The 25,667-nt window shown below is 54.2% G+C and carries 23 protein-coding genes; 15 read left to right on the top strand and 8 right to left on the bottom strand.

Annotated elements, in window-relative coordinates; genetic code table 11:
• Positions 1–52 precede the first annotated feature (52 nt).
• Positions 53–1,117 carry an alpha/beta hydrolase gene (locus N7326_RS04110; protein ID WP_259077677.1) on the bottom strand — a complete coding sequence of 355 codons (1,065 nt, stop codon included), beginning with the start codon at positions 1,115–1,117 and terminating at the stop codon, positions 53–55.
• A gap of 636 nt (positions 1,118–1,753) precedes the next feature.
• Here N7326_RS04110 and lpdA point away from each other — a divergent pair.
• From lpdA to N7326_RS04070, 8 genes are all read left to right on the top strand, one after another.
• The gene (lpdA, locus tag N7326_RS04105) at positions 1,754–3,169 is read left to right on the top strand and encodes a dihydrolipoyl dehydrogenase (RefSeq protein WP_259157902.1); all 1,416 of its coding nucleotides are present in this window, start codon (positions 1,754–1,756) and stop codon (positions 3,167–3,169) included.
• A 375-nt stretch (positions 3,170–3,544) separates the two neighbouring features.
• Positions 3,545–4,312 (top strand): succinate dehydrogenase cytochrome b subunit, encoded by a 768-nt coding sequence (locus tag N7326_RS04100; RefSeq protein ID WP_259077664.1) that lies wholly within the window; start codon positions 3,545–3,547, stop codon positions 4,310–4,312.
• A gap of 22 nt (positions 4,313–4,334) precedes the next feature.
• Positions 4,335–6,350 carry a fumarate reductase/succinate dehydrogenase flavoprotein subunit gene (locus tag N7326_RS04095; RefSeq protein ID WP_259157903.1) on the top strand — a complete coding sequence of 672 codons (2,016 nt, stop codon included), beginning with the start codon at positions 4,335–4,337 and terminating at the stop codon, positions 6,348–6,350.
• Positions 6,350–7,099 (top strand): succinate dehydrogenase/fumarate reductase iron-sulfur subunit, encoded by a 750-nt coding sequence (locus N7326_RS04090; RefSeq protein ID WP_259077657.1) that lies wholly within the window; start codon positions 6,350–6,352, stop codon positions 7,097–7,099. The genes N7326_RS04095 and N7326_RS04090 overlap by 1 nt, the downstream gene beginning before the upstream one ends.
• A gap of 109 nt (positions 7,100–7,208) precedes the next feature.
• Positions 7,209–7,559 (top strand): hypothetical protein, encoded by a 351-nt coding sequence (locus N7326_RS04085; protein ID WP_259077655.1) that lies wholly within the window; start codon positions 7,209–7,211, stop codon positions 7,557–7,559.
• A gap of 244 nt (positions 7,560–7,803) precedes the next feature.
• Positions 7,804–9,099 (top strand): DUF445 domain-containing protein, encoded by a 1,296-nt coding sequence (locus N7326_RS04080; protein ID WP_259289401.1) that lies wholly within the window; start codon positions 7,804–7,806, stop codon positions 9,097–9,099.
• Between the two features lie 98 nt (positions 9,100–9,197).
• A complete protein-coding gene (locus N7326_RS04075; RefSeq protein ID WP_259158167.1) occupies positions 9,198–9,464 on the top strand; it encodes a DUF2516 family protein in 267 nt (88 codons plus the stop codon).
• Positions 9,465–9,992, top strand: a complete 528-nt coding sequence (locus N7326_RS04070) for a hypothetical protein (RefSeq protein WP_263088197.1) — start codon at positions 9,465–9,467, stop codon at positions 9,990–9,992.
• Positions 9,993–10,172: 180 nt separating this feature from the next.
• Here the strand turns inward: N7326_RS04070 and N7326_RS04065 are convergent, their stop codons facing one another.
• From N7326_RS04065 to N7326_RS04055, 3 genes are read right to left on the bottom strand one after another with little or no spacing between them, the layout of a single operon-like run.
• On the bottom strand, positions 10,173–10,973 hold the full coding sequence (locus N7326_RS04065) for an LmeA family phospholipid-binding protein (RefSeq protein ID WP_259157910.1): 801 nt from the start codon (positions 10,971–10,973) through the stop codon (positions 10,173–10,175).
• Positions 10,974–11,018: 45 nt separating this feature from the next.
• A complete protein-coding gene (locus N7326_RS04060; RefSeq protein ID WP_259077643.1) occupies positions 11,019–11,825 on the bottom strand; it encodes a class I SAM-dependent methyltransferase in 807 nt (268 codons plus the stop codon).
• A gap of 14 nt (positions 11,826–11,839) precedes the next feature.
• Positions 11,840–12,343 (bottom strand): DUF2505 domain-containing protein, encoded by a 504-nt coding sequence (locus tag N7326_RS04055; RefSeq protein WP_259077642.1) that lies wholly within the window; start codon positions 12,341–12,343, stop codon positions 11,840–11,842.
• Positions 12,344–12,373: 30 nt separating this feature from the next.
• Here N7326_RS04055 and N7326_RS04050 point away from each other — a divergent pair, with 30 nt between their 5' ends.
• Positions 12,374–13,465: a UDP-N-acetylmuramate dehydrogenase gene (locus N7326_RS04050; protein ID WP_259289415.1), complete on the top strand. Its 1,092-nt coding sequence runs from the start codon at positions 12,374–12,376 to the stop codon at positions 13,463–13,465.
• On the opposite strand, the gene N7326_RS04045 is transcribed toward N7326_RS04050, so the two are convergent.
• On the bottom strand, positions 13,462–15,165 hold the full coding sequence (locus tag N7326_RS04045) for a long-chain-fatty-acid--CoA ligase (RefSeq protein ID WP_259077639.1): 1,704 nt from the start codon (positions 15,163–15,165) through the stop codon (positions 13,462–13,464). The genes N7326_RS04050 and N7326_RS04045 overlap by 4 nt on opposite strands.
• 178 nt (positions 15,166–15,343) lie before the next feature.
• On the opposite strand from N7326_RS04045, the gene mshA reads away from it, so the two are divergent.
• Together mshA and N7326_RS04035 are read left to right on the top strand one after the other, a co-directional pair.
• Positions 15,344–16,561, top strand: coding sequence for a D-inositol-3-phosphate glycosyltransferase (gene mshA / locus N7326_RS04040; RefSeq protein ID WP_263088196.1), 1,218 nt, complete (start codon positions 15,344–15,346; stop codon positions 16,559–16,561).
• 5 nt (positions 16,562–16,566) lie between these two features.
• Positions 16,567–18,036, top strand: a complete 1,470-nt coding sequence (locus tag N7326_RS04035) for a succinic semialdehyde dehydrogenase (protein WP_259077633.1) — start codon at positions 16,567–16,569, stop codon at positions 18,034–18,036.
• On the opposite strand, the gene N7326_RS04030 is transcribed toward N7326_RS04035, so the two are convergent.
• Positions 18,033–19,262, bottom strand: coding sequence for a hypothetical protein (locus N7326_RS04030; RefSeq protein WP_259077630.1), 1,230 nt, complete (start codon positions 19,260–19,262; stop codon positions 18,033–18,035). The genes N7326_RS04035 and N7326_RS04030 overlap by 4 nt on opposite strands.
• A 145-nt stretch (positions 19,263–19,407) precedes the next feature.
• Between N7326_RS04030 and N7326_RS04025 the strand changes: the two genes are divergently transcribed.
• Positions 19,408–20,976 carry a DUF885 domain-containing protein gene (locus tag N7326_RS04025; RefSeq protein WP_259077618.1) on the top strand — a complete coding sequence of 523 codons (1,569 nt, stop codon included), beginning with the start codon at positions 19,408–19,410 and terminating at the stop codon, positions 20,974–20,976.
• On the opposite strand, the gene N7326_RS04020 is transcribed toward N7326_RS04025, so the two are convergent.
• Complete coding sequence (locus N7326_RS04020; protein ID WP_259077616.1) at positions 20,968–21,912, bottom strand: S1 family peptidase; 945 nt, start codon at positions 21,910–21,912, stop codon at positions 20,968–20,970. The genes N7326_RS04025 and N7326_RS04020 overlap by 9 nt on opposite strands.
• A gap of 232 nt (positions 21,913–22,144) precedes the next feature.
• Between N7326_RS04020 and N7326_RS04015 the strand changes: the two genes are divergently transcribed.
• Genes N7326_RS04015 through N7326_RS04005 form a run of 3 tightly spaced genes read left to right on the top strand, consistent with a single transcriptional unit; the run spans position 22,145 to position 24,655 of the window.
• Positions 22,145–22,891: a phosphoglyceromutase gene (locus tag N7326_RS04015; RefSeq protein ID WP_259077613.1), complete on the top strand. Its 747-nt coding sequence runs from the start codon at positions 22,145–22,147 to the stop codon at positions 22,889–22,891.
• 31 nt (positions 22,892–22,922) lie between these two features.
• Positions 22,923–23,945: a sensor histidine kinase gene (locus tag N7326_RS04010; protein WP_263088194.1), complete on the top strand. Its 1,023-nt coding sequence runs from the start codon at positions 22,923–22,925 to the stop codon at positions 23,943–23,945.
• Positions 23,945–24,655, top strand: coding sequence for a response regulator transcription factor (locus N7326_RS04005; protein ID WP_259077609.1), 711 nt, complete (start codon positions 23,945–23,947; stop codon positions 24,653–24,655). Before N7326_RS04010 ends, N7326_RS04005 begins: the two co-directional genes overlap by 1 nt.
• On the opposite strand, the gene N7326_RS04000 is transcribed toward N7326_RS04005, so the two are convergent.
• The gene (locus N7326_RS04000) at positions 24,615–25,565 is read right to left on the bottom strand and encodes a hypothetical protein (protein ID WP_263088192.1); all 951 of its coding nucleotides are present in this window, start codon (positions 25,563–25,565) and stop codon (positions 24,615–24,617) included. The two genes, N7326_RS04005 and N7326_RS04000, sit on opposite strands and share 41 nt — an antisense overlap.
• Positions 25,566–25,667: the final 102 nt, after the last annotated feature.

Here is a 25,667-nt window from a genome sequence, read left to right as displayed (position 1 = left end):
CCCAGCCCCCTTCTCACTACAGGGGCTGGGGTCGAATGGTCGGTTCGAGCTTTTAAGAATTGAAGGCGCGCTCGAAGGTTACCCAAGAGTTGCGCAGGTCATCTTGCCAATAACCCCACGAGTGGGTGCCGGTGGGGCGGAAATTGAAGTCCGCGGGGATGTTCAAGCTGTCCATCTTAGATTTGAGATCGTGGGTGCAGGCATTGGTGGCTGCCTCGATCACGCCACCTTCGATAATGGTGGTAGCGGCACCGACGGACTGGATTAAGGGATCTTGGCCAATCAGACGTGGGCCAGTGGGCATATCCCAGGCGCCGGCGAGTCCGGATCCGTTGGAAACGTAAACCTCGGAATTGCGTAATCCTTCAGCATTAATCACGGCATCATTATAGATCCAGGTGGGGTTGCCCCATGGACCCCACATTTGCTCGATAGTGGCTTGGCCACGTTGGAGAGTCAGTGCAATAAATCCAGTGGGTGCAGGTTTCGAGGACGCGTAGCAGCCAGAGAAGGCGCCTACAGCGTCATAGAATCCCGGATTGTGTTCAGCTAAGAGAAGCGCAGATGTTGCAGACATCGACATTCCGGCAATAGCGCGTTTGCCATTTGCGCCTAAGAGGTTCTCGATAGGGCCAGGCAGCTCTTTGGTGAGGAAGGTTTCCCAGCGCTGCTTGCCACCGAGATGGGGAACGTCCTGTACCCAGTCGGAATAATAAGAGAAGCGTCCGGCCATGGGGATGACGACGTTGATATCTTTTTCTTTGTAGAAGTCGATAGCATCCGTTTGCATGAGCCAGTTGGCGCGTCCCTCTCCACCGTCGCCACCATTGAGTAGGTAGAGGGTGGGGCGTGCGGGCTGACTGGCTTTGATAACGACTACCGGGATCGAGCGATTATCCATAGCTGGAGAGGTTGCCCACATCTCAACCACGCGATCGCCGTCAACGACACTCCGCCAGCGCGGGTTCTCATTGGTATTCGTTCCCACCGTGATCTGCGAGGTTGCCGCGTTGGCGGCGAGCTGCGCTGGGGTTATGGTGCCGGCCACGGCAGGACTAGCGCCTAAGAGTCCGAGGGCGAAAAGTGTTGCGCTAAGGCGTCGGTACGTGTACTTCATAGTGATCCTTTGGGAGCGTATTTGTGCTTACTTCTCATATCATCGTTGTCAGCGCTTCAAACGTTAGCTGAGACGTGGCGAATAGACGATATTTCTGCGCTAATGGTTGCGCCATCAGTGCTCAACAGTATCACCAGTAATGTTACTAGAGTTGCTTATGATACTCGAGTGAATAACATGTGTAGATGAGCGATAGCAGGTATAGGTATAAGCGCTGATACCTTGATATAAGCATTTATAAGCACTTATAAGTGCTTATATAGGCGCGGGCAAAGCTGTTGATGTAACGCTGAAGGCCGCTTGAGCGCTGGTACTAGTTGAGAACTCTGAGCCCTTATCGGCTATTGTTTTTTAAATATATGATCCCTCGAGTAGGCAAGGAACACCATGCCCATTAATGTTATTGAGCAAATTATCGTCCAGATCAACGCCGCCCTCGGAGCCGTCCTTCACTTCGGTTCCTCCGCATCGAGTGAACTAGCGCTCATCTTGGGTCTCATCTAATCCCTAGTAGGCTTCAGGCGCCTCAAAGATCCAGTCTCGCTCGAAAGCCTTTACCCCCTTTAGGTGAGGAGGTCAAACATTTTCCCCGCATAAAAGGCGACATTCAGCGGAATTTTCCGTATCCTTGTGGGCGTGACTAAACATTATGACGTAGTAGTTCTCGGCGCTGGCCCTGGTGGCTATGTGGCCGCCATCCGCGCAGCTCAGCTCGGCAAGAAAGTCGCTGTGGTGGAGAAGCAGTATTGGGGCGGGGTCTGCCTCAATGTTGGCTGTATTCCATCCAAAGCGCTGCTAAAGAATGCTGAAGTGGCCCATATCTTCAATCATGAGAAGAAAACCTTTGGTATCGAAGGTGACGTTAGCTTTGATTTCCAAGTGGCTCACGCGCGCTCCCGCAAGGTTTCTGCAGGCATTGTCAAGGGCGTGCATTATCTCATGAAGAAGAACAAGATCGACGAGATCGACGGCTTGGGCTCTTTTGAAGATGCCACAACCATCCGTATTACTGAGGGTAAAGCAGCGGGCGAAACCCTCACATTCGATGACTGTATTATAGCCACGGGCTCCGTGGTCCGTTCCTTGCCTGGGGTGGAACTAGGCGGAAATATTGTCTCTTATGAAGAACAGATCTTAAGTGCCGATCAGCTCAAGTCCATTGTGATTGTGGGTGCCGGTGCTATCGGCATGGAATTCGCTTATGTACTGGCCAACTATGGTGTCGATGTCACCATCGTGGAATTTATGGACCGCGTTCTGCCTAATGAGGATCAGGACGTGTCTAAGGAGATTGCCAAGCAATATAAGAAGCTAGGTGTCAAGCTCCTTACCGGACATAAGACCACCGCGATCAAAGATCTCGGCGGGGACCATGGCGTAGAAGTGTCCGTGGAATCTAAAGATGGTTCTTCCTCCGATACCATTAAAGCCGATCGATGCATGGTCTCTATTGGTTTCGCCCCGCGCACCGAAGGCTTCGGTTTAGAGAAGACTGGCGTGAAATTAACCGATCGTGGTGCTATTGCCATTGACGAGCGCATGCGTACGAATATTAAGGGTATTTATGCCATTGGCGATGTGACCGCGAAATTACAATTGGCTCACGTTGCTGAAGCACAAGGTGTGGTGGCAGCTGAAACCATTGCAGGGGCTCCAACCCAAGAGCTGGGTGATTATATGATGATGCCACGGGCAACATTCTGCAACCCCCAGGTCGCCTCATTCGGTTATACCGAAGAGCAGGCGAAGGAGAAATTCTCTGACCGGGAGATCAAGGTAGCAACCTTCCCCTTTAGTGCCAATGGTAAGGCCCAAGGTCTGGCGGAATCGGCTGGTTTCGTTAAGGTCATCGCCGATGGTGAATTCGGTGAACTCCTTGGAGCGCATATGGTTGGCGCTAATGTCTCGGAGCTGTTGCCGGAGCTGACCTTAGCTCAGCGCTTCGACCTTACGGCGGAAGAAATCGGGCGCAATGTGCATACGCACCCCACCCTTTCGGAGGCGATGAAAGAAGCCTGTGAGGGAACTATGGGTCACATGATTAACCTTTAAAGGTTCTCTTAGATAAAGGGGCGCGATCTCACAGGATTGCGCCCCTTTATGTGTACTCGAACAGGGCTTTGGTGCCTGAGTGACGCAATGTCATTTTGACGCTTACAAAAAGATCCGTCCTTTGATTGAATCCAAACGGGTGGACATCTATCGGTCGAAGCAGTATGCACCGCTTTTCAATAAGAGCATTTTAAGGGTGTGGCTTTCTTATAAAGCCAGCTCGAGGGGCTCTACCCGAAGTGAGCGACAGGTCAGGCTATCCTAATTTGCAGGTGAGAGGCTATTTTTAGCTATGTGAGGTGAATCACCTCCACGCTGTGCGAGTGGTAAAACTGTGGTCACGCCTAATAAAGTGGAGGTGACACTGGAGGTGCCATGACTATTAATAATGTTGACCGTGATGCACTCGCGCACGGTAAAATTACCGAAAAGCCGCTGCGTGAGCGGCCAAAGTTCCCAACCTGGGCGCTAAAACTAACTATGGCCATTACCGGCCTTATTTTCGCAGGTTTCGTTGTTTTCCACATGGTGGGAAACCTTAAGATCTTCCTGCCCTTCTACGAAGACGGAAGCCACCCCATCGATGTTTACGGGCATTGGCTACAAAAAGAAATTCTCTATCCGCTGGTTCCTCACGGCTGGTTCGTGTGGATCTTCCGCGGTGTCTTGCTCCTCGCTCTGATTCTGCATGTCTACGGCGCTTTCGAACTCACCAGGCGCTCGAATCAGTCCCGCGGAAAATTCCGCCGCACCAACCTCATGGGCGGCATGAACTCCTTCACCACCCGCACCATGCTGGTGACCGGCATCGTGCTCTTGGCGTTCATTGTCTTCCATATCCTTGACCTCACCGCTGGTGTAGAACCTGCAAGTAGTGACGTATTCGTCCATGGTGAGATCTACGCCAATATGGTTGCAAGCTTCTCGCGCTGGCCAGTAACGATTTTCTACGTTATCGCTATGGTGACCCTATTCCTGCACCTAAGCCACGGCATTTGGCTGGCAATTTCCGATCTGGGTGTTACTGGCAAGCGCACTCGCGCTGTGGTCTTGGCCCTGTCGTATATCGTTCCCGCAGCTGTGATGGTGGGTAATATTTCCATTCCGCTATCCATTGCTTTGGGCCTCATCGGCGCGAACTAAGAAGGACGAAAAGGTAAATCATATGAGCATTAACTCTGAAACCGTAACTCGCCCGGAGTTCCGTCACCCCGAATCCATCGTGCCAGGCGTTCGCCCAGGTACCATCCTGGAATCTCACGAGCCTAAAGGGGTTTCCACCCGTGAGATGTGGCAGTACCACAAGGACCATATGGAGCTGGTCTCGCCACTGAACCGTCGTAAATTCCGTATCCTCGTCGTTGGTACCGGACTCTCTGGTGGTGCCGCAGCCGCAGCTCTCGGTGAGCTCGGCTACGAGGTGCAGGTCTTCACCTACCATGACGCCCCTCGCCGTGCGCACTCGATTGCTGCGCAGGGCGGTGTGAACTCCGCTCGCGGTAAGAAGGTCGATAACGACGGCGCTTACCGCCACGTTAAAGATACCGTCAAGGGTGGTGACTACCGGTGTCGTGAGTCCGACTGTTGGCGCCTAGCATATGAGTCCGTCCGCGTGATCGACCATATGAATGCTATTGGTGCCCCCTTCGCTCGCGAATACGGCGGCGCCCTCGCCACCCGCTCCTTCGGTGGTGTGCAGGTCTCCCGTACTTACTACACCCGTGGACAAACAGGTCAGCAGCTGCAGCTGTCCACCGCTTCTTCCTTGCAGCGCCAGATTCATCTCGGATCGGTGGAGATCTTCACTCACAACGAGATGGTCGATCTGATCGTTACTGAAAAAGACGGCCAGAAGCGCTGCGAAGGCTTGGTGATGCGCAATATCCTCACCGGCGATCTGGTTCCTTATACCGGTCACGCAGTTATTCTTGCCACTGGTGGCTACGGCAACGTTTACCATATGTCTACCCTGGCCATTAACTCGAATGCTGGTGCCATCATGCGCGCCTACGAGGCCGGTGCCTATCTCGCATCGCCATCGTTCATTCAGTTCCACCCCACTGGTTTGCCCGTTAACTCGGAATGGCAGTCCAAGACCATTCTGATGTCGGAGTCCTTGCGTAACGATGGCCGCGTGTGGTCACCTTTGGTAGAAAAAGATGATCGCGATCCTAATACCATCCCAGAGGACGAGCGAGATTACTTCCTCGAGCGTCGCTACCCTGCCTTCGGCAACCTGGTTCCCCGCGACGTGGCTTCCCGTGCTATTTCGCAGCAGATCAATAAGGGCCTGGGTGTTGGACCGCTGCATAACTCCGCCTACCTCGACTTCCGCGATGCGATTGAGCGTCTCGGGGCCGATACAGTGCGCGAGCGCTACTCCAACCTCTTCCAAATGTACGAAGAGACCATTGGTGAAGATCCCTTCACCTCACCTATGCGTATCGCTCCAACCTGCCACTTCACCATGGGCGGTTTGTGGACCGATTACAACGAAATGACCTCCATCGAGGGTCTCTTCGCCGCTGGCGAGTGCTCGTGGACCTATCACGGCGCTAACCGTTTGGGTGCAAACTCTCTACTCTCGGCTTCCGTTGACGGGTGGTTCACCCTTCCGTTTACTGTTCCGAATTTCCTCGCCCATCACCTCGGTGAAGAGCGACTTCCAGCAGATGCCCCAGAGGCTCAAGCTGCCGTTCAGCGAGCCGCTGACCGTATCCATCGCCTCATGAATATTAAGGGTAACGATCCTCACGGCCCTGAGTATTATCACCGCAAGCTCGGTGCTATTCTCTACCGCTATTGCGGTGTGGCACGTGAAATCGATGGTCTCAAGAAGGGCATCGAAGAAATCCGCGCACTGCGTCGCGAATTCTGGGCCAATATGCACGTCACCGGTCGCGCTGATGAACTCAACCAGGTGTTGGAATATGCAGCCCGCGTCGCCGACTATATCGATCTCGGTGAACTTATGTGCGTCGATGCTCTCGACCGCGATGAGTCCTGCGGTGCTCACTTCCGTGACGATCACCTCTCGCCTGAGGGTGAAGCTGAGCGCGACGATGAGAATTGGTGCTTCGTTTCGGCATGGGCTCCGGGTGAACACGAAGGTGAATTCATCCGCCACGCTGAACCACTCGAATTCGAAGCGATCCCTCTGATGACAAGGAATTACAAGTAATGAAACTGCATCTAGAAATCTGGCGCCAAGCCGGACCGACCGCGGAGGGGCACTTCGAGTCTGTCACTGTTGAAGACGCAGTTGCGCAGATGTCGATCCTGGAGCTGCTCGACCACGTGAACTCTGAGCGAATCGAACGCGGTGAAGAGCCCTTCATGTTCGCTTCCGACTGTCGCGAAGGTATCTGTGGTACCTGCGGCCTCCTGGTCAATGGTCGCCCTCATGGCTTGGAGCAAAATAAACCCGCATGCCAACAGCGTCTGATCAATGTCGCCGATGGCACCACCTTGAAGATTGAACCATTCCGCTCCGCTGCTTTCCCTGTGGTCAAGGATATGATCGTCGATCGCTCCGCCCTGGATCGCGTTATGCAAGAGGGTGGCTACGTCTCGGTAAACTCCGGTACGGCTCCTGACGCTGATACCCTCCACATGAACCATCAGACGGCAGAGCTCGCCCTCGACCATGCTGCCTGCATTGGTTGCGGTGCCTGCGTAGCAGCCTGCCCGAACGGTGCAGCGCACCTGTTCACCGGCGCCAAGCTGGTACACCTGGCCCTGATGCCGATGGGCAAGGAAGAGCGCGGTCGTCGTGCCCGCAAGATGGTCGATGAGCTAGAAACCAATTTTGGCCACTGCTCGCTCTATGGAGAATGCGCGGATGTCTGCCCAGCGGGAATCCCACTGACTGCCGTAGCCGCTATTAACAAAGAGCGCGCTCGCGCCTTCTTTAGTAATAAAGAAGCCTAAAGATCCCTACCCCCGCAGTAGTGGTCAACCTCCTCGCGTGCTTGCTAAGCTTGGAGAATAACACCCTGCTGTGGGGCGATCGAAGACGAACGTGAGAGAAAGGCAGATTATGTCCGCTGCGAATAACACCACTGAGTACCCTGTATTCAATGGCGAAGAATCTAGCCGCATGCATTATATCGAGGGTTACGAGCCAGTTAGTTATGCCGCACCCCACTCGGCATTGCTGCGTACCAGCACCTGGGTCGGTATGGGATTCGTCCTCGCCTCGGTGGCAGGTTTTGGAACCTTAATCTTCGGTTTTGCGACGAAGATCTACGGCACCCAGGACAATGCGTCTTTCTTTATGCTGATCGGTGCCATCTTGGCCGTTAGCATGATGGTTATCGGCTTCGGCTTGATCTACCACGGGCGTCGCTTCAATCGGCAGTATCGTCAAGAGACTGGGCGAGTAGCCTAGCACGCCTAGCAGTTATTGCTAGGGGCACCTCCACTACGGGAGCTCACCGGCGAACCACTTCGGTTTGTCAGTGGGCTCCCGTGGCATTTCAGCAAAGGACAACCACGATATGAATAAACCCATGATCATTATCGCTATCCTAGCGAGCCTGATAACCCTGCTGACTGTGATCAGTTTTCTCGACCTAGCCAGGCAGCTATTATAAGAAATCAATCACAGCTCTCAAGAAAATCAAAGGGATGATATGAGCTTCTCCGGGGTTCCGGCCTTCAGCATGGAAGCTGAGGCCACACGGCGCATCGACTTACGTCGCCATAAAGCTCTAGCCACAGGCTTACTCATTCTCGCGGGGCTGATCTACCTAGCCTGCCAATGGTATGACACCGCTATCAACCCAGGCACCGTCTGGGTTGGCTTCGTGCGCGCTGCCGCCGAGGCTGGAATGGTTGGCGGTTTAGCGGACTGGTTCGCTGTCACTGCCTTATTTCGTTATCCCTTGGGGCTCAAGATCCCGCACACCGCCATTATTCGTCGCAAGAAGGACCAGGTGGGGCGTTCCTTAAGTGAATTCATAGGCGATAATTTCCTCAACGCCGCGCTGATTACGGAGAAAGTCGCGGCTTTGCAGCTGCCCCTGCAACTGGCGCGTTGGCTGAGTGTGGAGAAAAATGCCCGCACTGTTTCAGTTAAAATCTCGGAATTTCTTGTCAAGGCAATCTCAGCGCTCGATCCAGGTGATGCCGAGTCGGTGATCAAGAACTCTCTCATCGACCGGCTCGCCGAACCGCAGTGGGCACCACCTCTGGGCCGGGTGCTCAGCCAACTGCATCACGAAGGGCGCAGTGAACCCCTGGTCGATCAATTGGTGGCTTGGCTGCATCGTAAGGCGTTAGGGAGCGAAGCTCTGATCGCGCGACTCCTAGACGAACGCGCCCCCTCATGGGCACCGCGATTTGTCAATGAGCTGGTGGGGGATCTCGTGGCCGAAAAGGTATACCGCGAGCTCATCACATGGACAGGGGCGGTCAATGCAGATAAAGATCATGAGGCTCGCCAAGGGATCCGCGATTTTATTGAGCGCTTCGCTAGCGATCTGCAATCAGATCCCACGTTGATTGCGAAAGTAGAAGAATTAAAGCAACAGTTCCTGTCCTCCACCCCGATTCACAATGCCCCGCAGCTGATGTGGCAGCATACCCGCGAAGGGATCATCACCGCGTGTTCTAATCCCGACTCCTTGCTGCGTCAGAAATTAGAAGAACTTGCACAGACATGGGGGCAACGCTTGGCTACGGATGAGGCCCTCCGCGACAGTGTGGAGCGCCGTTTTGAGTCTATTGCTGAATTCTTTGCCGATAATTATGCCACCGAGGTTACCGGTATCATCTCCGAAACGATTGAGCGCTGGGATGCTGACGAGGCGAGCGAAAAGATTGAATTGATGGTGGGTAAAGATCTGCAATATATCCGCCTCAATGGCACCTTAGTGGGTGCTCTTGCGGGCCTCGCCATCTATACAGTTTCTTATCTACTCTTCTAGGAGCTTGGTCTTTGGCCGTGGAATCCACTACGCTGGGGCTTGGATAGACTGTCTCTTTTGCCAAGAATGAGGGCGCTCGCGTGCTATATATTTCACTAATTCTTTCCTATGCCATTACGGGTGTGTACTGGGTTTTAGCGCTGTGCGCACTCATTGGTGCGGTCGAAGTGCTCTTTACGCGTGACGACGCTTTTACCGCCGCCGATCGCAAGCCCAAAATGATCTGGGCGGCTATCCTCGGTGGTTCCAGTTTTGCGGTGGCCCTGAGCCTGCCTTTCCTCTCGTGGATCGGTATTGTGATGACGGGCCTGTACTGGTTTGACGTACGTCCGCAGATAAAGAATATTATTTCCGGCAACTGGTAGATGAAGCGCTATACCACCTATCTTGATCCGCTTATAGTAGCTGCGGATATCCCCGCGAGCGGCGAGCCCATCTGCACCCCCGCTGGATTGATCGACAGTTCTTGGTCAGATAGTGCCGCGCTTATTGCCTATCCCAGCGGCAAGCACCATATGTTGGTCAAGGCAGCCGAAGCCCGACTGGCGGTAAGTCTTGGTGCACGTCTCGTTATAGTGGTAGCCGATCCGGGATTGGTTCATAAAAACCCCAATGCTTTCCTCACGGAAGCGATTATGATCCGCGAAGCAGCCTCCCACCCCACCACCATCGCGTATATGGTGGAAGCAGAACTACTTTATCCAGCGGATCTTAAAGCAATGGCACATCACGCCAAGCAAGCAGGAATTGATGCTTTGGTATCTGGAACCACCCAATCACACGCGCTCACCGATGAGCTCTTTAGCAAGTATCTGCCCACCATCAGTATGGGCCCTCAATCGCCAGAGCAAGCGATGATCTGGTTAGATACATCGTCTGCAGCCCCTTCTTAAGAAAGCCCCACAGTCGCGCAGGCCCAAGCGGGATGGCGAGGGCTCGCCCTCAACTAGGTTTAGTTCCATGCGCAGCAGTGACACCCGTGGATGTGACGGCAGTGGAACACTGTTGGGCACAAGAACTAAGTAGGAAAAAATCCCCTCGATTATAGCGAGGGGATGTCTGAGCTGGTGTCTTTAAGCTGGTACCTGCTCTTGTAAATCCTTCAAGGGAACGTCCGTACCGGCGAGGCGAAGGGACAATCCTTCGGGAGTAATCACAGCCTCGGTCACTTTCATCCGAGGACCAGCCACCTGAGCAATACCTTGATCAAGGGCCTCGGTAATGGCATTCGTGAGGTTTTCGGGGAGATCAAATCCCAATAATTGTGCATTTGTCGCCTCAAAGGTTAAATTACCTGCAACAACGACCGGTGTAAACGTCAGCACCGCAGCACCGCCTGTGAACTGCACATCAAAGGTGTTATCGGTGGCATTGGAGGAAAAACCCGTCACTGTGATGATCTGCTGCAGGAACTCCTGCGCTAGCGCCGCGATATCATCACTATCTGCCGGAGCTTCCAGCTGGTTCTCCGCCATACCCTTTTGAATCTGCGCTAAGACGAAATCATCGCTGAGAACCGTATGCATCTTAAGCGCCCCAATAGTGGCATCGGGATCTTGGCTCAGCGGCATATCGGTTATCTCAAGATTAATGCGGGGCTGTCCAGTAATGACCGGTGCTGCGCCTGAGATCCTACTAATACTGATGGTATCGGGGGCAGAGACTGCCAAATAGGGAATGCCGCCGCGCACCAAACCCAGGAGCAGAGGGGAGGAGCCTAGTTCCACGGTGGTCTCTTCCTTGGCGGTGCCGAAGGAAGACGTCAATTGATCTTTGATAAACCAACGCATCCCACCCTCAGCAACCACCAAGGTCACCACAATGAGTGCGAGGATTCCGACGACAATACTCGTGACGAGCTTTCCCTTATTCATAAGATACTAGTGTGGTCGAAAAGCCTAAGATTTTCCACCCCATCACTACTCAACCACATGCCACGGCACCGATAAGATATTATCCCGGCGCATCCGAGGCCGAGGCACCTGAAACTCTGGGTTCTCTGAGCGCAAAATCTTGGAAGCTTCAAACCAACGCACTCGAGGCCCGAAGGGGGCGAAACCACTCGCTAGATCCCACGCTCGATCCGCTGCGCTAAGCAGTGAATGGATCTTATTGCCAGGGGTATTGCGGTGGATTAAAACCTTAGGCAGGCGCTCAGCGATACCCGAGGGGGTATCTAAACTCCATGGGTTCCACGCTAGAGTCAACGATTGGGGCCCCTGTGGCGAGAGCAGCACCCATGTTGCCAATCTGCCTATCTCATCGCAGGTACCCTCGATAAAATAACCCTGAGGATCGATCCGACTGAGTACCGTATCCCAAGCTGCATGGACCTGATTCACATCATATTGCCGCAACACATTAAAAGCGCGCGCTAGCTGCGGGCGGTGCCCGGCTAATTCAAATCCGCCCTGTTCGAATTGCACGCCATCGCGTGGGGGTAATACACGCGCCGGGTCGATTTCTAGCCCAATGACTCGCATTGCGGGATTAACTGTGCGCAGCCAGCGGGCCCACTCGCAGGTGGTCGTATGGCTGGCCCCATACCCAATATCGATAGCTAAGGGGGAATCGGTCAGATGGCATGCAGCGCGAATAGCGGGCTGATGAAAAGCCCATCGGTCGGATTTGCGCAGCCGGTTGAATCCGGTGGTGCCGCGCGTAATAACGCCGATGGGCTTGGAAGTCGTGAAATCAGCGCGCTTATTATGCCCGTGATATGCCATGACTTACAAAGATTTTAAAGATGAGCTGAAATCCATTCCTCGGTCAGCTTAGCCTCGTTATTGAAAAGTTCCGCGAGTGCCTCAGCGACTTTAGGTTCAATAGCAGGTCCCATAAAAGGAATATTCACATCCACTTCATTGGCGTAGCTCAGCGTGGTGATCTCGCCCTCGCCACTGAGGTTAATGGTGCCGCGGAAGTCTACCGGCGTCCCCTTAACGTCGGCAGTGTAATCGAGGTGAGAGTTGGCGGCATTGAGGGCACCAACAGTGACCACACGCTTAACCTTGAGTGCCTGAGAAATCATCGCACGCACGGCCTCAGGGAGAATCTCTAGAGGTAGCACCTCGTAGAGGGTGATTTCGGCGCCAGACTCGGTGGCACGGAATTCGTGGACCTCGCCAGCTTCGGGGGAGAGGTGGGCTGCAATATGAGCCCAGTAATCGGCGTTGGTATAGGCTTTGTGAACCTTCTCGGCGCCGTGATTGATAGTTACAGTGTTTTCACTACGCGTTGTCATGGCAATAAGACTACCCTTTAAAGGGTGAGTATGCCTTCTGACACCCTCGAATCTCTATCCCGCATCGATGGCGTTGCGCTTGATCAGCGCAGCTTCGCGGATCTCACCACCTTGCATATAGGGGGTCGCCCCCGCGCTACTATCAGTTGCCAAACTTCTGACTCAGTGGTGGCCGTGGTATCGCTTCTCGACGCCCACCACATTCCCTTCCTCATCGTTGGCGGCGGTAGCAATCTGGTCGTCGCCGATGGAGAATTACCAATCGTGGCCGTGGTAGTAGAAAGTGATACGGTTCGGATCGATAAAGAGACCGGTCAGCTCTATGCTGAGGCCGGCGCCTGCTTCGATGACGTGGTGGCCAAGAGTATCGCCGCCGGCTTGGGTGGTCTGGAGTGTCTCTCCGGAATCCCTGGTTCTACCGGCGCCACTCCGGTGCAAAATGTGGGAGCCTACGGGGTAGAAATCGCCGATATCCTGAGCGGGGTAGAGCTCTATGACCGTATAACAGGCATTAGGGAGTGGGTGAGCGCAGAAAGCTTAGAGCTGAGCTATCGCTATTCTAATTTGAAGTTCACATCCCGAGCCGTTGTTTTAGCCATTACTGTGCAGCTGCGTACCGATGGTCTTTCCGCGCCGGTGCGCTTTGGGGAATTGGCTCGCCAATTGGGGATCGAGGAAAGCGAGGAGGAGCCGCGCCGCCCAGCTCACCTGGTGCGTTCTGCGGTGCTGACCTTGCGCGCGCGCAAAGGGATGGTTTACAACGAAAAGGATTTTGATACCTGGTCAGCGGGTTCTTTTTTCACCAACCCCATTGTCGACGAGCAGCAACTACGCGTAGTACGCCAGGTTTTAGGGGATGAAGCTCAGGCAATGCCGTGCTTTCCCCACGGGGACACACATTATAAACTTTCTGCGGCGTGGCTTATCGAGCGAGCGGGCTTTTCTAAAGGATATCCAGGTACAGGCCCGGCACGGTTATCGGATAAACATACCTTGGCCTTAACTAATCGCGGTGATGCGAAGGCCGCTGATATTGTGGCCCTCGCCCGCGATATTCAGGCTGGGGTCGAGGAGACCTTTGGGGTCATTCTCGAGCCCGAGCCGATTTGGGTGGGGATTTAGCTATTGCGCTCGAGGAGTGCATCGCGCACCTCGCGGCGCCTGATTTTGCCGAGCGGGTCGCGGGCAAGTTCCTCAAAGTGGTAGAAGGAGCGGGGCACCTTATAGCGGGTGAGGCGCTCGCGGCAGAAGGATTTCAACCCCTCCGGATCCAAGATGGCGCCGGGGGCGAGGGTGATGGCGGCAACAACTGATTCGGAGCCGTCGTCACGCGGTAGCCCCACAACGGCGCAATCCGTGACGTCGGGGTGCTCCGCCAAGGCCTCTTCAACCTCCGCGGGGTAGACATTAAAACCGCCCGTAATAATAACTTCCTTGATACGAGCCACCAGACGAATAAAGCCGTCTTCTTCCATAATTCCCACGTCACCGGTGCGATACCAATCTTTATGGAAGCTTTCAGCGGTGGCTTCTTCGTTATTTAAGTAGCCAGCGAAAACCTGAGGGCCGCGGGCCAGGACTTCACCTTCGGTACCATCGGGCATCGTTTCGTCGAGGTTATCGGGGTTCGCGATGCGAACTTCGGTATCCGGCATGGGAATCCCAACATAGCCAGGGCGACGATTCGGATTCATTGGGTTACCTACCAAAACAGGTGAGGTCTCGGTGAGACCGTACCCCTCAACGAGCAAACCACCAGTGAGCTTCTCCCACTGTTCCACGGTACTCACCGGCAGGGAGGATGCGCCCGAGAAGGAATTGCGCACTCCCGAAATGGAGATTCCCTCGGCCTCCGCCGCTTCGGCAATTTTCTGATACAAGGTCGGTACACCCGGAACCCACGTGGGCTTAACCTTCTTAATCATCTGCATCACCAGCGGTATTTGCGGTGCAGGTAAAAGGAGGAGCTCACCACCAACATAAACGGAGAGGTTCAAGATAACGGTGAGCCCATAAGCATGGAAGAAGGGCAGTGCAGCGAGGAGACGCTCTTCTTGATCGCCTAGGCCTGGTACCCATGCTTTACCTTGTAAAAGGTTGGCAAAGAGATTGCCGTGGGTCAGCTGCGCGCCCTTCGGGGCCCCGGTGGTGCCAGAGGTATAAAGGATCACAGCTACTGATTCCTTAGTAACCTCTACGTTATCGAAGACATCCTCGCCATTGCCGCCGAGCGCAGTGCCAGTGAGCACACTCCAAGGAATGGTATTAGGGGCATAGGCATGGAGTTGATCGCGCTTTTTAATGATCGCTGGAATGGGGAGTTTGAGAGCATAGCGCTGCAGCGTAGGCATCGCGTGGATCATATTGACAGAGACAATAGTCTCCAGCGGGGTCGTACGGCGCAACTTCTCCAGGGTTGAACACACCTTATCCCACACGATTGCGACTCGAGCGCCGTGGTTTTTAAAGGGCTGCTCTAGTTCGCGCGCAGTATACAACGGATTATGCTCAACGACCGTGGCGCCTAGTTTTAAAACCGCAAAATAGGCGGCTACGTGTTGCGGGCAGTTTGGTAGTGCGATAGCAACGCGGTCTCCGGCGCGCACGCCTAGGGCTCGCAGCCCGGCGGCAGCGGAGCGCACCTGTTTATCCAAATCGCCATAAGTTTCGCGGCGACCAAAAAAATTGGTCGCATTTTTATCAGCGTTAACAGCAATGCTGTTGTCATAGACATCGACGAGCGTCGAGTTTTCGTAGTCCAGAGTGTGGGGGGTCCAGTCTCCGTAATACTGCAGCCAGGCCTTGCTTTCGAGAGCAGACATAGAAAGTGTCCTCTTCTTTCGTGGGGCACGGGTGACCGTGTCGTGAAATAATTGCTTTCCCCACTCTACAATAAAACATGACGCTTTCCTCATATACGCGCCAGATTTTATTTCCCTTCCAAATCTTCATATAAAACCATAAGCCCAACGCGGTCAACAGATACTACACTTGACGGTCATGCGCGTCGCCATGATTTCTATGCACACCTCCCCCCTGCTACAACCAGGAATTGGAGATGCCGGGGGGATGAATGTTTATATCCTCAATACCGCGATGAATCTCGCTCAACGCGGGGTTGACGTGGATATATTCACCCGCGCCATAAGGCCTAGCGAAGGCGAGATCGTAACAGTGGCACCAGGCCTCCGGGTGATCAATATCGCAGCTGGCCCCTATGAAGGGCTGGCTAAAGAAGAAATGGCGACGCAATTAGCGGCCTTTAGTAGCGGCATCGTGCGTTTTATTCGCGAGCATCATTCCTATGACCTTATCCATTCCCACTACTGGCTGTCCGGACAAGTTGGATGGTTGCTGCGCGAGGTCTTTGGCATCCCCTTAGTCCACACCGCCCATACCCTAGCCGCGGTAAAGAACCACGATCGCGCCCTCACCGATACTCCTGAGTCAGAAGCGCGCCGGATCTGTGAGCAGCAATTGGTTGACCACGCAGATCTCCTGGTGGTCAATACTGCTGCAGAGACGAAGGATTTGGTGTACCACTACGACGCCGACGAGGCCAAGATCAGGGTGATGACCCCAGGCGTGGACACCACTCTTTTCACTCCGGGAGAGGATCGGAATACTGAGAAGGCGCGCCGGGAGTTAGGAATTCCGCTCTATGCCAAAGTGGTTGCATTTGTGGGTAGGCTTCAAGAATTCAAGGGGCCCCATGTACTCATTGAGGCGATTGCCAAACTTATTCATGCCGATCCGCACCGCGATCTCTATCTCGTGTTGTGCGGTGGGGCCTCGGGGGCCGCGGCAAGTATGACGCAGTATCACGCGATGGTTGCTGATCGTGGCATTGCCCACCGAGTGCGGTTTTTCAAGCCACGGCCGCCGCAAGAATTAGTGAGTATTTACCGTGCAGCCGATATCGTAGCGGTGCCGAGCTATAACGAATCCTTTGGCTTAGTTGCCATGGAGGCTCAGGCCTCGGGTACTCCAGTGGTGGCGTCCAAGGTGGGCGGCTTGCCCATTACGGTCAGCGACCGGGAAACGGGAATCCTCGTGGAGGGGCATAATCCGGCTGATTTTGCTACCGCGCTCGCCACGCTGTTAGATGATGATTCTTTGCGCATCACGATGGCTCGGCGCGCCCACATCCATGCTCAAAAATTCTCTTGGGATCAATCGGCCGAGGTATTGGCGGGAATTTATAGCGAGCTATGCTAGGAGATATGACACCTTTAGAAGTGAGAGATCCTCGTACTGGCGAATGCGTCGGTCAGGTCAGTGAATTAGACGCCCAGGCAGTCGACCGCGCATACGCCGTCGCCCAGCACGCACAAGTCAAGTGGGCTCAGGTTCCTGTGAAAGAGCGCGCAGCCATTATGATGCGCCTGCATGATTTGATTTTGCGCAATCACAATGAGTTATTGGATCTCATCCAACAGGAGACGGGAAAGAATCGACGCAGTGCCTTCGATGAAATTCTCGATGTTGCGGTGACCGCCCGTCACTATGCCAAAAGAGCCCCGTATCTGTTGCGGCGGCATGCGGCGCAAGGGGCTTTACCTATGGTGACCAAAACTCGCGTCGATCATGCACCCATTGGTGTCGTAGGTATTATCTCACCGTGGAATTACCCACTTACCCTCACGATCTCTGACGCCATCCCCGCCTTACTTGCTGGTAATGCGGTTATTTTAAAACCAGACTCCCAAACCCCGCTGACCGCTATCTACGCGGCTCGTCTCCTCGTTGACGCAGGCCTAGATCCAGATCTTTACCAGATCCTTCCTGGGCCTGGGCGTATTGTGGGCGATCGGATAGCTCGCGTCGCTGATTATCTTATGTTTACCGGTTCCACTCAGACCGGGCGTAGCCTCGGGGCGATCGCGGGGGAGCGCCTTATTGGTTTTTCGGCCGAATTAGGGGGCAAAAATCCCCTCATTATTAGTCCCGATGCCGATCTGTCGCGCGCGGTCCGCGGCACCATTGAGGCGGCCTTTTCTAATTCCGGTCAGTTGTGCATCAGTATCGAGCGGGTCTATGTCCACCAAGATATAGCTGATACTTTTATTCCCGCACTTGTGAAGAAAGTCAAAGAAATGCGCATTGGCGGTGGCGGCTGGGAAGAAGATATGGGTTCTTTGATATCTGCGGAGCATCGCACGCATGTGATGGAGTACTTAGATGACGCGCTCAGTCATGGTGCCACCTTATTGCACGGTGGTCCGCGCGATGACCTAGGGCCAGCATATCTAGATCCTATTGTGCTCACCGGAGTCACAGACAGTGCGCGGCTATATCGCGAAGAGGTCTTCGGCCCGGTTATCGCTATCGAGGTCGTAGCAGATGAAGAGACTGCCATTAAAAAAGCCAACGATACCCAGTACGGATTGAATTCGGCGGTCTTTGCTCGTAGTCGCACGGGATGGCGTATCGCCGGCCAATTAGAGTCTGGAACGGTCAATATTAATGAAGGTTTTGCTGCTGCCTTTGGTTCGGTGGATGCTCCCATGGGTGGATGGAAAGCGTCGGGAACAGGGCGTCGGCACGCTGATGACGGGCTATTGAAATATACCGAGGCTCGCACCATTGCTGAGCAGCGATTTTTCCCCATCTCTGGGCCTCAAGGGGTAGATCGAGAACGGTATGCAGGGTTCTTAATGAATGTCCTACGCTGGGGTAAGCATATCCTCTAAAGGCGTCTCCACCCGGCTCGGAGCACGATGAAGCCTACGGCAATGATCGGAAGAATTCCCTGGCCGCCAGTATTGGGGAGGCGGCCAGGGGATGACTTAGTCTGAGTTTCGGCTGTGCGCGCTGGAATTTCGATGGTGGATATTTCGCTCGGAATAGAAAAACCCCAATTGGTCTGATCAACGTCATACCCTGGGGGTTCCTGAGTCATGATCAGGCAGTAGGACTGGCCACTTACCAAGCTAGCGGAGGTGATCTCTGGGGCAAGAGGAGATGTGGTGAGCGGAAAGAGATGCAATGGTTGAGTACCGGGGATCAACTGGTAATCAGGGGAACAGCGGTAGAGATCGAAGAACGCGCCGCCAATCTCCTCGCCATTTTCATTGCGTACAATAATATCAATGGTGGGAGCAGCCGCTAAAGGTTCAGTATGTACCCGAATTGTTGCAGATTGACCTGCGGGAATGCTCAGTGGGAGTTGCGCGCTCTCAAAGCGCCCACTTAAAAAACCTACACCCGACGAGGAAACCTCCAGATAAGCCACGCTGAGCTCGGCAGGGGGGCGGAACTCAAAGGGGGAGAGACCGAAGCGGTTATCCACAAAGAAAATATGGTCTTCGCCTAAACCTGAGGCGACACCATCGAGATATATCTGCTCCCCCACACTGTAAGGCTCGGGGATATCCTGGCACGCAGTGGCGCTTAGCTCAACACCAAAACCAACTGTGAGGACCACGTGATTTTTAGCTCCGCACTCAAGCTGATTCACAGGCGAATCAAGCCGGCTAGTGAGGCGAATGCGGTAAGTGCGATTAGACAAGGGTGCAAGATCACCGCTATCGACTATATAACCCTCTTCTGTGGCGAGAAGATCAACTGCTGTGGGTTCTAGAAGCTGTACCCGCTCGAGCATGAGTCCTGGGCTTATAGCGGGAGTATCCACGAGGGTGAAGGGCTGTGTGAAGGGGGTGTTATTGCGAACAGATATCAGATAGTCGAAGGAGTAGGGGGCATCCTCTGCTTGTTCCAGGGCGATCTTCTCCACGCTGATGGGCACCACGCCGCTGAGATATTCGAAGGCCTCTAGGAATGCGCGATTTAAGGCCACAAGCGGAGATTCACCACGAGGTGAAGAACTAGTTAACTCAGGCTGGGCATAAGCGACCCCGGTATTGAGACTCAGCGCAAGCAACAGACCACCAAGAAGGGTGCGTCGCAAACGGGACATGGGGCATCCTCGGGGTCAAGAGTTGGTCAATGCTGCCTCATGGTAACACCGTCACTCGTGCAGGTGAGGGAGGCGCCACCGGGAAAGTCATCCACTCCTTTTCATTGTGTACGACCAATACACTAGGTGGGTTAAACTTGTTGATATGACGCATTCAACTCCCCTTGATCTCGCTGCCGATCGCTATGTTCACGATATGGCGGCCCTCATCCCTACCCTAGCTAGTGCCTGGGGACTTGATGGCTATGAGGACCAACTGCAGGACTACAGCCCCGACTACCACGAGCAGGTATATCAGCGCACCGCCCGCATGCTGGCCGAGCTGGATCACCTCGACGGCGATCCTATAGCCAAGGCCACCATGCGTGACCGACTAGGGGTAGAAGTGGCCATGTCTGAGCAGGGCGAGGACCTAAGAGATCTCAATAATATTGCTTCCCCCATCCAAGATATCCGCGATACCCTCGTGCAAATGGGCGAGACCGGCCGAGCCGATAGGCTGCGCAAAGTTCCCCAAGCGCTTGAAGGCTATCGCCAATCACTCGCTCTTGCTGCTGATCGCAAAATGGTTGCAGCCCAGCGTCAAATCCACAAGGTTATCGCTGAAATCGATACATTGATTAGCGCTGACACCTTCAACGGTTTTGGGCCGGAGAAGGATATCAACAAAGCCTATGAAGCTTTCGCATTTCTGCGGCAGTGGTTAAAGGACGATTTGTTGCCCCAAGCTCCGCATACAGATGCCTTCGGTAGGGAGCGCTATGAACTCTTAAGCCACCTCTTCGTCGGTGCTCGTGTTGATCTCGACGAAGCCTATGAATGGGGAAACGAGCAGCTCAAGGACATCATCGCCCAACAACACGCGTGTGCTGCGGAACTCTATGGGCCCGATATGGATATCGCCACCTGTTTTGAGCGCCTAGACCGTGAGGATCGCTATACTCTCCGCGGTGTTCCGGCCCTGCAGCAGTGGATGCAACGGGTAGCCGACGCTGCCGTGAATGATCTAGCTGGCATCCACTTCGAGATCCCGCAACTAATGCGTACTATCGAGGCCTGCATTGACCCAGCTGGCACGGGGGGTATCTTCTACACCCAGCCCTCCGCCGACTTCTCTCGCCCTGGTCGGATGTGGTGGTCGGTCCCTGAAGGCGAGGACACTTTCCATACATGGCAGGAATTAACCACTGTGTACCATGAGGGCGTTCCAGGGCACCACCTGCAGTTGGGAACGGCCCTTCTGGCTCAGGACCGCTTGAACCTGTGGCGCCGGATCGCCTGCTGGAATTCCGGACACGGTGAAGGATGGGCCCTGTATGCAGAGTCACTAATGGCAGAACTAGGATATTTCGACGATCCGGGTTACCGCATGGGCTATCTTGATGCCCAACGTCTGCGCGCAGCTCGCGTCGTCCTCGATATCGGGGTGCACCTTGAGAAAAAGAACCCCGACGGAGGCGTGTGGGATTATGATTATGCGCGCGCCTTCTTACGCCGTCATGTAGCGATGGCGGAATCAGCCCTCGATTTCGAGATACACCGCTACCTCGGCTGGGCAGGCCAAGCGCCCAGCTACGCACTGGGGCAGCGCCTATGGCAAGAGCTGCGAGCTGATGCCGCTACAGCGGGAATGAGCGCTCCGGAGTTTCACGCGAAGGCGCTATCCGAAGGCTCAATCCCTATGGATATTTTGCGCCAGGCAGTGTTAGGGTAGCCGAAAAAGTCCGCGCACAATCCCAAAAATCACTCCCAGTACCCCCAAGATTCCAGCAATGATGCCGGCGATCATACCAGGTGTGCTGGGGGCTTTCGGTTGCGGAGAGCTAGGGGGCTTGGGCTGCGTAGTTGGAGTATTGGGCTGAGTAGTCGGTTTTTTTGGTGGCGCCGTTGGGATCTCAGGGTGGGTGGTCGGAACCGTAGGGTGGGCAGACGGGGCCGTAGAGTGAGGTGCATAAGGATCCTCGGTCTGCGGGACACTATCAGGACCTTCGTGAGACTTTATTATGTCTTCCACCCACTTCAAGTGGGGATGAAGTTCCGCATAATCCGCGAAGCCGGCGCTCGCCTTAAAACTTGACGAGGTTACCCCAGCAACGGCGCCATCGATCACCAATGGACCCCCGGAATCGCCGCGGCGCGGCGAGGCATCATTTAAATACTGCACTTCGATGGTCGAACCACCAAAACCAGCAGGATCCATGCGTAGCCTCTTAACAGCGATATCAGCTTTTTTGAGCCGGTGGAGGGTACCGCCGCCCCAGCCATAGGTGATACCTAGATCGCGGAACTGGGCTTGTTTGGGATAAAGCCCAGGGTAGGTAGGTACCGCCATATTCTCACTAATGTGCAGAAGCGCAATATCGCCAAATTCTGGAACCGTAGCCGAATCCACGAGGTACTGCCTGGCCTGGGGGTCATCCTTGAATGGCCGGTTGAGCCCGTGATGAACCGTGCTGGAGTGAGCACAATGGCGCGCGGTGAGTACCCAATGCGGATGAATAATCGTGCCAGTACATACCCCAACCTGAACGACTGCCTGAGCAATGGGATCATCGGAACTGACTTCTACTCCACCCACCAGTGCATGAGCCACAGGCACGTGGCCGAGCAAAGAGGCGGCTAAGCCTAAGGCCACGATAGACTTCTTCACGTTCTAACCTTTCTCACCCGTTTGTGATTGCGGTTTTTGATCATAGAGCACTTATGCCATACGAGAAATATGTGGACACCAAGCTTCCTTCTTCCGCACCTACGAGACCTCTGCTGAGCTGCTCTCAGGACCCTCCTAGGGGATCGTGTAAAAGTGTTAAAAAGTCCACATTTGCCCGACATGTTGGTTTTTCGAGCTGACTTTGCGCCCATTTAATGGCACACTAAGAGCTATGGCTAATGGAAAACTAGTACTCCTCCGTCACGGACAGAGCGAGTGGAATGCGTCCAACCAATTCACGGGCTGGGTTGATGTCAACTTGACCCCTCAAGGCGAGGCCGAAGCAAAGCGCGGCGGCGAGCTCATGAAGGATCAGAATATCCTCCCCGACGTGCTGTATACCTCCTTGCAGCGTCGTGCTATTCGCACCGCACAAATTGCTCTCGACGCCAGCGACCGCCTGTGGATCCCCGTTGTGCGCGATTGGCGCCTCAACGAGCGCCACTACGGTGCACTGCAGGGCCTCAATAAGGCTGAGACCAAGGAAAAGTACGGCGAAGAGCAATTCATGGCGTGGCGTCGCTCCTATGACACCCCACCACCAGCACTCGATGATAATAGCGAGTTCTCCCAAGCACACGATCCTCGCTACGCACACCTGGATGAAGTGCCCCGTACCGAGTGCCTCAAGGACGTTGTTGCTCGCTTTGTTCCTTATTTCGAGGAAGAGATTTTGCCTCGCGTGAAGAAGGGTGAAACCGTTCTCATTGCTGCGCACGGTAACTCCCTGCGGGCCTTGGTCAAGCACCTCGACCATATCTCCGATGATGATATTGCTGGTCTCAATATTCCAACCGGTATCCCACTGGTCTACGAGCTTGATGCTGAAGGCACCGTGCTGAACCCAGGCGGCACCTACCTCGATCCTGAGGCAGCTGCGGCTGGTGCTGCTGCCGTTGCTGCTCAGGGCGGCAAATAATACTCCCTTGAAAGCACGAGGATAGTACGGCATGGAACTCCTCCTTGCTTTCGGCGCGGGCGTGGCCTTGATGGCCTTAGCCCGCGCTTTTTTCAATCCACCACCGCAGCGTGTGGTGGCCAATGATCACGATATCTTAGAGCGAGCCCCCATCGGTCTGCTCATTATCGATTCCGATGACCACCTCATCTTTGCCAATAACCTCGCGCGTCAGTTGGGGTTGGATACGCTGGGTATAGGACGACAGGGGAGTTCCACCATTCAGCTAGCTGAAAAGATTCTCCATATTGAGCGCTCTGACCTTGGGAACGCTACCGCGATATACGCCTACGATGATTCCAAACATCATCGACTCGAAGCAGCCCGCCGCGATGTGGTAGCCAATATTACCCACGAATTGAAAACCCCAGTAGGCAGTATTGCTTTATTAGCTGAGGCGCTACGCCATAGCCTTGACGAGCCGGAACAGGCAGAAAATTTCAGCCAACAGCTCTACGCAGAGGCACACCGACTCGGGGAGATGATCTCCGAACTCATTGCTCTCTCCCAGCTTCAAAGTGCACGTCCGGGAGACAATATGCAGCTTGAACCACTCGATGAGATTATCTCCTTAGCCCTCATGCGCAACCAATTGGCCGCCGATAATGCCCACATCTCTCTCAACAGCGAAACTGCACCAGGGCTGAAACTTTACTGTGACGCCAGCCTTCTGGCCACAGCGCTATCTAATCTCATCTCCAATGCTATCCACTATTCCCCTGCTGGCTCCACGGTATGGGTGAGTACCATCTCGAATAATGAGGGAATAGATATTGTGGTGCGCGATCAAGGTATTGGGATTGCGCAACGCTATCATGAGCGTGTTTTCGAACGATTCTTTCGCGTCGATGTGGCCCGTTCCAGGGCGACGGGTGGCACGGGACTGGGGCTGGCTATTGTTAAGCATATTGCCCATATCCATCACGCTCAGATACGTGTGGAGTCTGCAGAGAATAGGGGTTCAACCTTTATTTTGAGCTTTCCTCCAGGTGAAGGTAGAGGCGGTGAGCAATAATGACTACAGTTCTTTTGGTTGAGGACGAAATGGCCTTAGCAAGCCCCTTGATTTTTCTCCTGGAAAAGGAGGGGTATCAGGTCATCCACGCTGCCAATGGTCCAAGTGCGTTGGTGGAATGTGATACTCAAGCAATAGATATCGTGCTTCTCGATCTCATGCTGCCCGGGATGTCTGGGGTGGCAGTGTGTAAAGAATTGCGAGAAATGAGTTCCGTACCCGTCATAATGGTGACGGCAAAAGATTCCGAAGAGGATAAAATCCGCGGCTTCGAGGTGGGGGCAGATGATTATGTTACCAAACCTTTTTCTGCCAAAGAATTAGTAGCACGCATTAAAGCAGTGCTGCGTCGCGGTCCAGATCGCAGCGTAGATCGCAGCATAGATCGCAGCGAAGATCGTGGTGATCAGGTAGAGCGTGGCACGAGCAGGCTTATCCTCGATACTGATACCCGCTCTATTGTAGTGGACGGCTTGAGACAATCCTTAGCCCCCAAAGAATGCGAGCTTCTCGAATATTTTATGTGCAATCCAGGTAACGTTCTCACCAGGGGTTTGCTTATTGAGCGAGTGTGGGGCGCTGACTATGCGGGAGCGACTAAGACTCTCGACGTCCATATCAAGCGGCTTCGAAGCAAGATAGAAAAGGATCCCAGCAACCCAATTCACCTTATGACCGTGAGAGGCGTGGGTTATCGCTTCGAGCCCTAAGAGTAGCGGGATGGGTATAGAAAAGCCTTTCTACCAGCTCTGGTGACATGGTTTTCTCAGCCTCCAGGCGGGCATTTTCCCGCATGATGAGATGATTTTCGAGAATATCGAAGCAGGCAGTGCCAAGCAAAGCCAATAATTCTTCTCGGCAACTACGCCACAGCGGTTGGGCGTTCTCATGGCAACCAGGTGCGGTCGTGCAATACCAATCGAAATCCTCACCACCATTGCCCCATCCGCGCCTGGTGTACTCAGTAATGGTGGTGCGCAGAATTTCCTGCCCGTCACTCCGCTGCTCGTAAGCATCAATTCCGCGCAGGGGAAGTTGCCAACACACTTCTGGCTTCACCACAGTGAGATCTCGACCGGTTGCACTGGCCCACTGGTGCAAGGCGCATCCAGTCCCAGAGGCCCACCCAGGACGATTGGCAAATATGCATGCTCCATCAATAATCGCTGTTTTTAAAGCGGGCTCGTTCTCGCCCTCCTCATTTTCTAATTCATCCCACTCCAACCACGGCTCTATAAGCTCGGGGCGATGATGAACATCATCAATGACATCATCGGTGGTATCAGGGCGCAATTGCCAGTAGCGGGCAGGCATCTGAGAAACAGCGTCGAAAAGCGCTACGCGATCATCCTCATCCGCGAGGAAGGCACCGTGATTGCAGCAGCCCACGGATGGAGCATCGCTTAAGATTCCGTGACAGCGGGAGGTCCCGAAGGCACAGCGATAATGCGATTCGAGCCATGTGAGGTCAATGTCAAGAATATGGAGGGGATCCTCAGGGTCGGTAAATTGCCACCATAAACGGGGAAAATCCGGTGCTAATTCCGCCCCCGAGAGGATACTTCGCCCGGCTGGACTGGTTCGGGGGAAGCCCAGATTAATCCGCGTATGCTCGTTCACACCCGCATATCCTAGACGCATCGGGGGAAAATATGCGATACGGGTGGGCTATGGCTGATAAAATTCTTGTGAATATATAATCCTCTGAGAGTTTCTCAACTA

Origin of the sequence: Corynebacterium sp. ES2794-CONJ1, from assembly GCF_025660615.1 — a bacterium.
In the GTDB taxonomy this organism is placed as follows: Bacteria; Actinomycetota; Actinomycetes; order Mycobacteriales; family Mycobacteriaceae; genus Corynebacterium.
The sequence above is the reverse complement of the archived record's forward strand: the minus strand, read 5'-3'. Positions and strand labels throughout refer to the sequence as shown.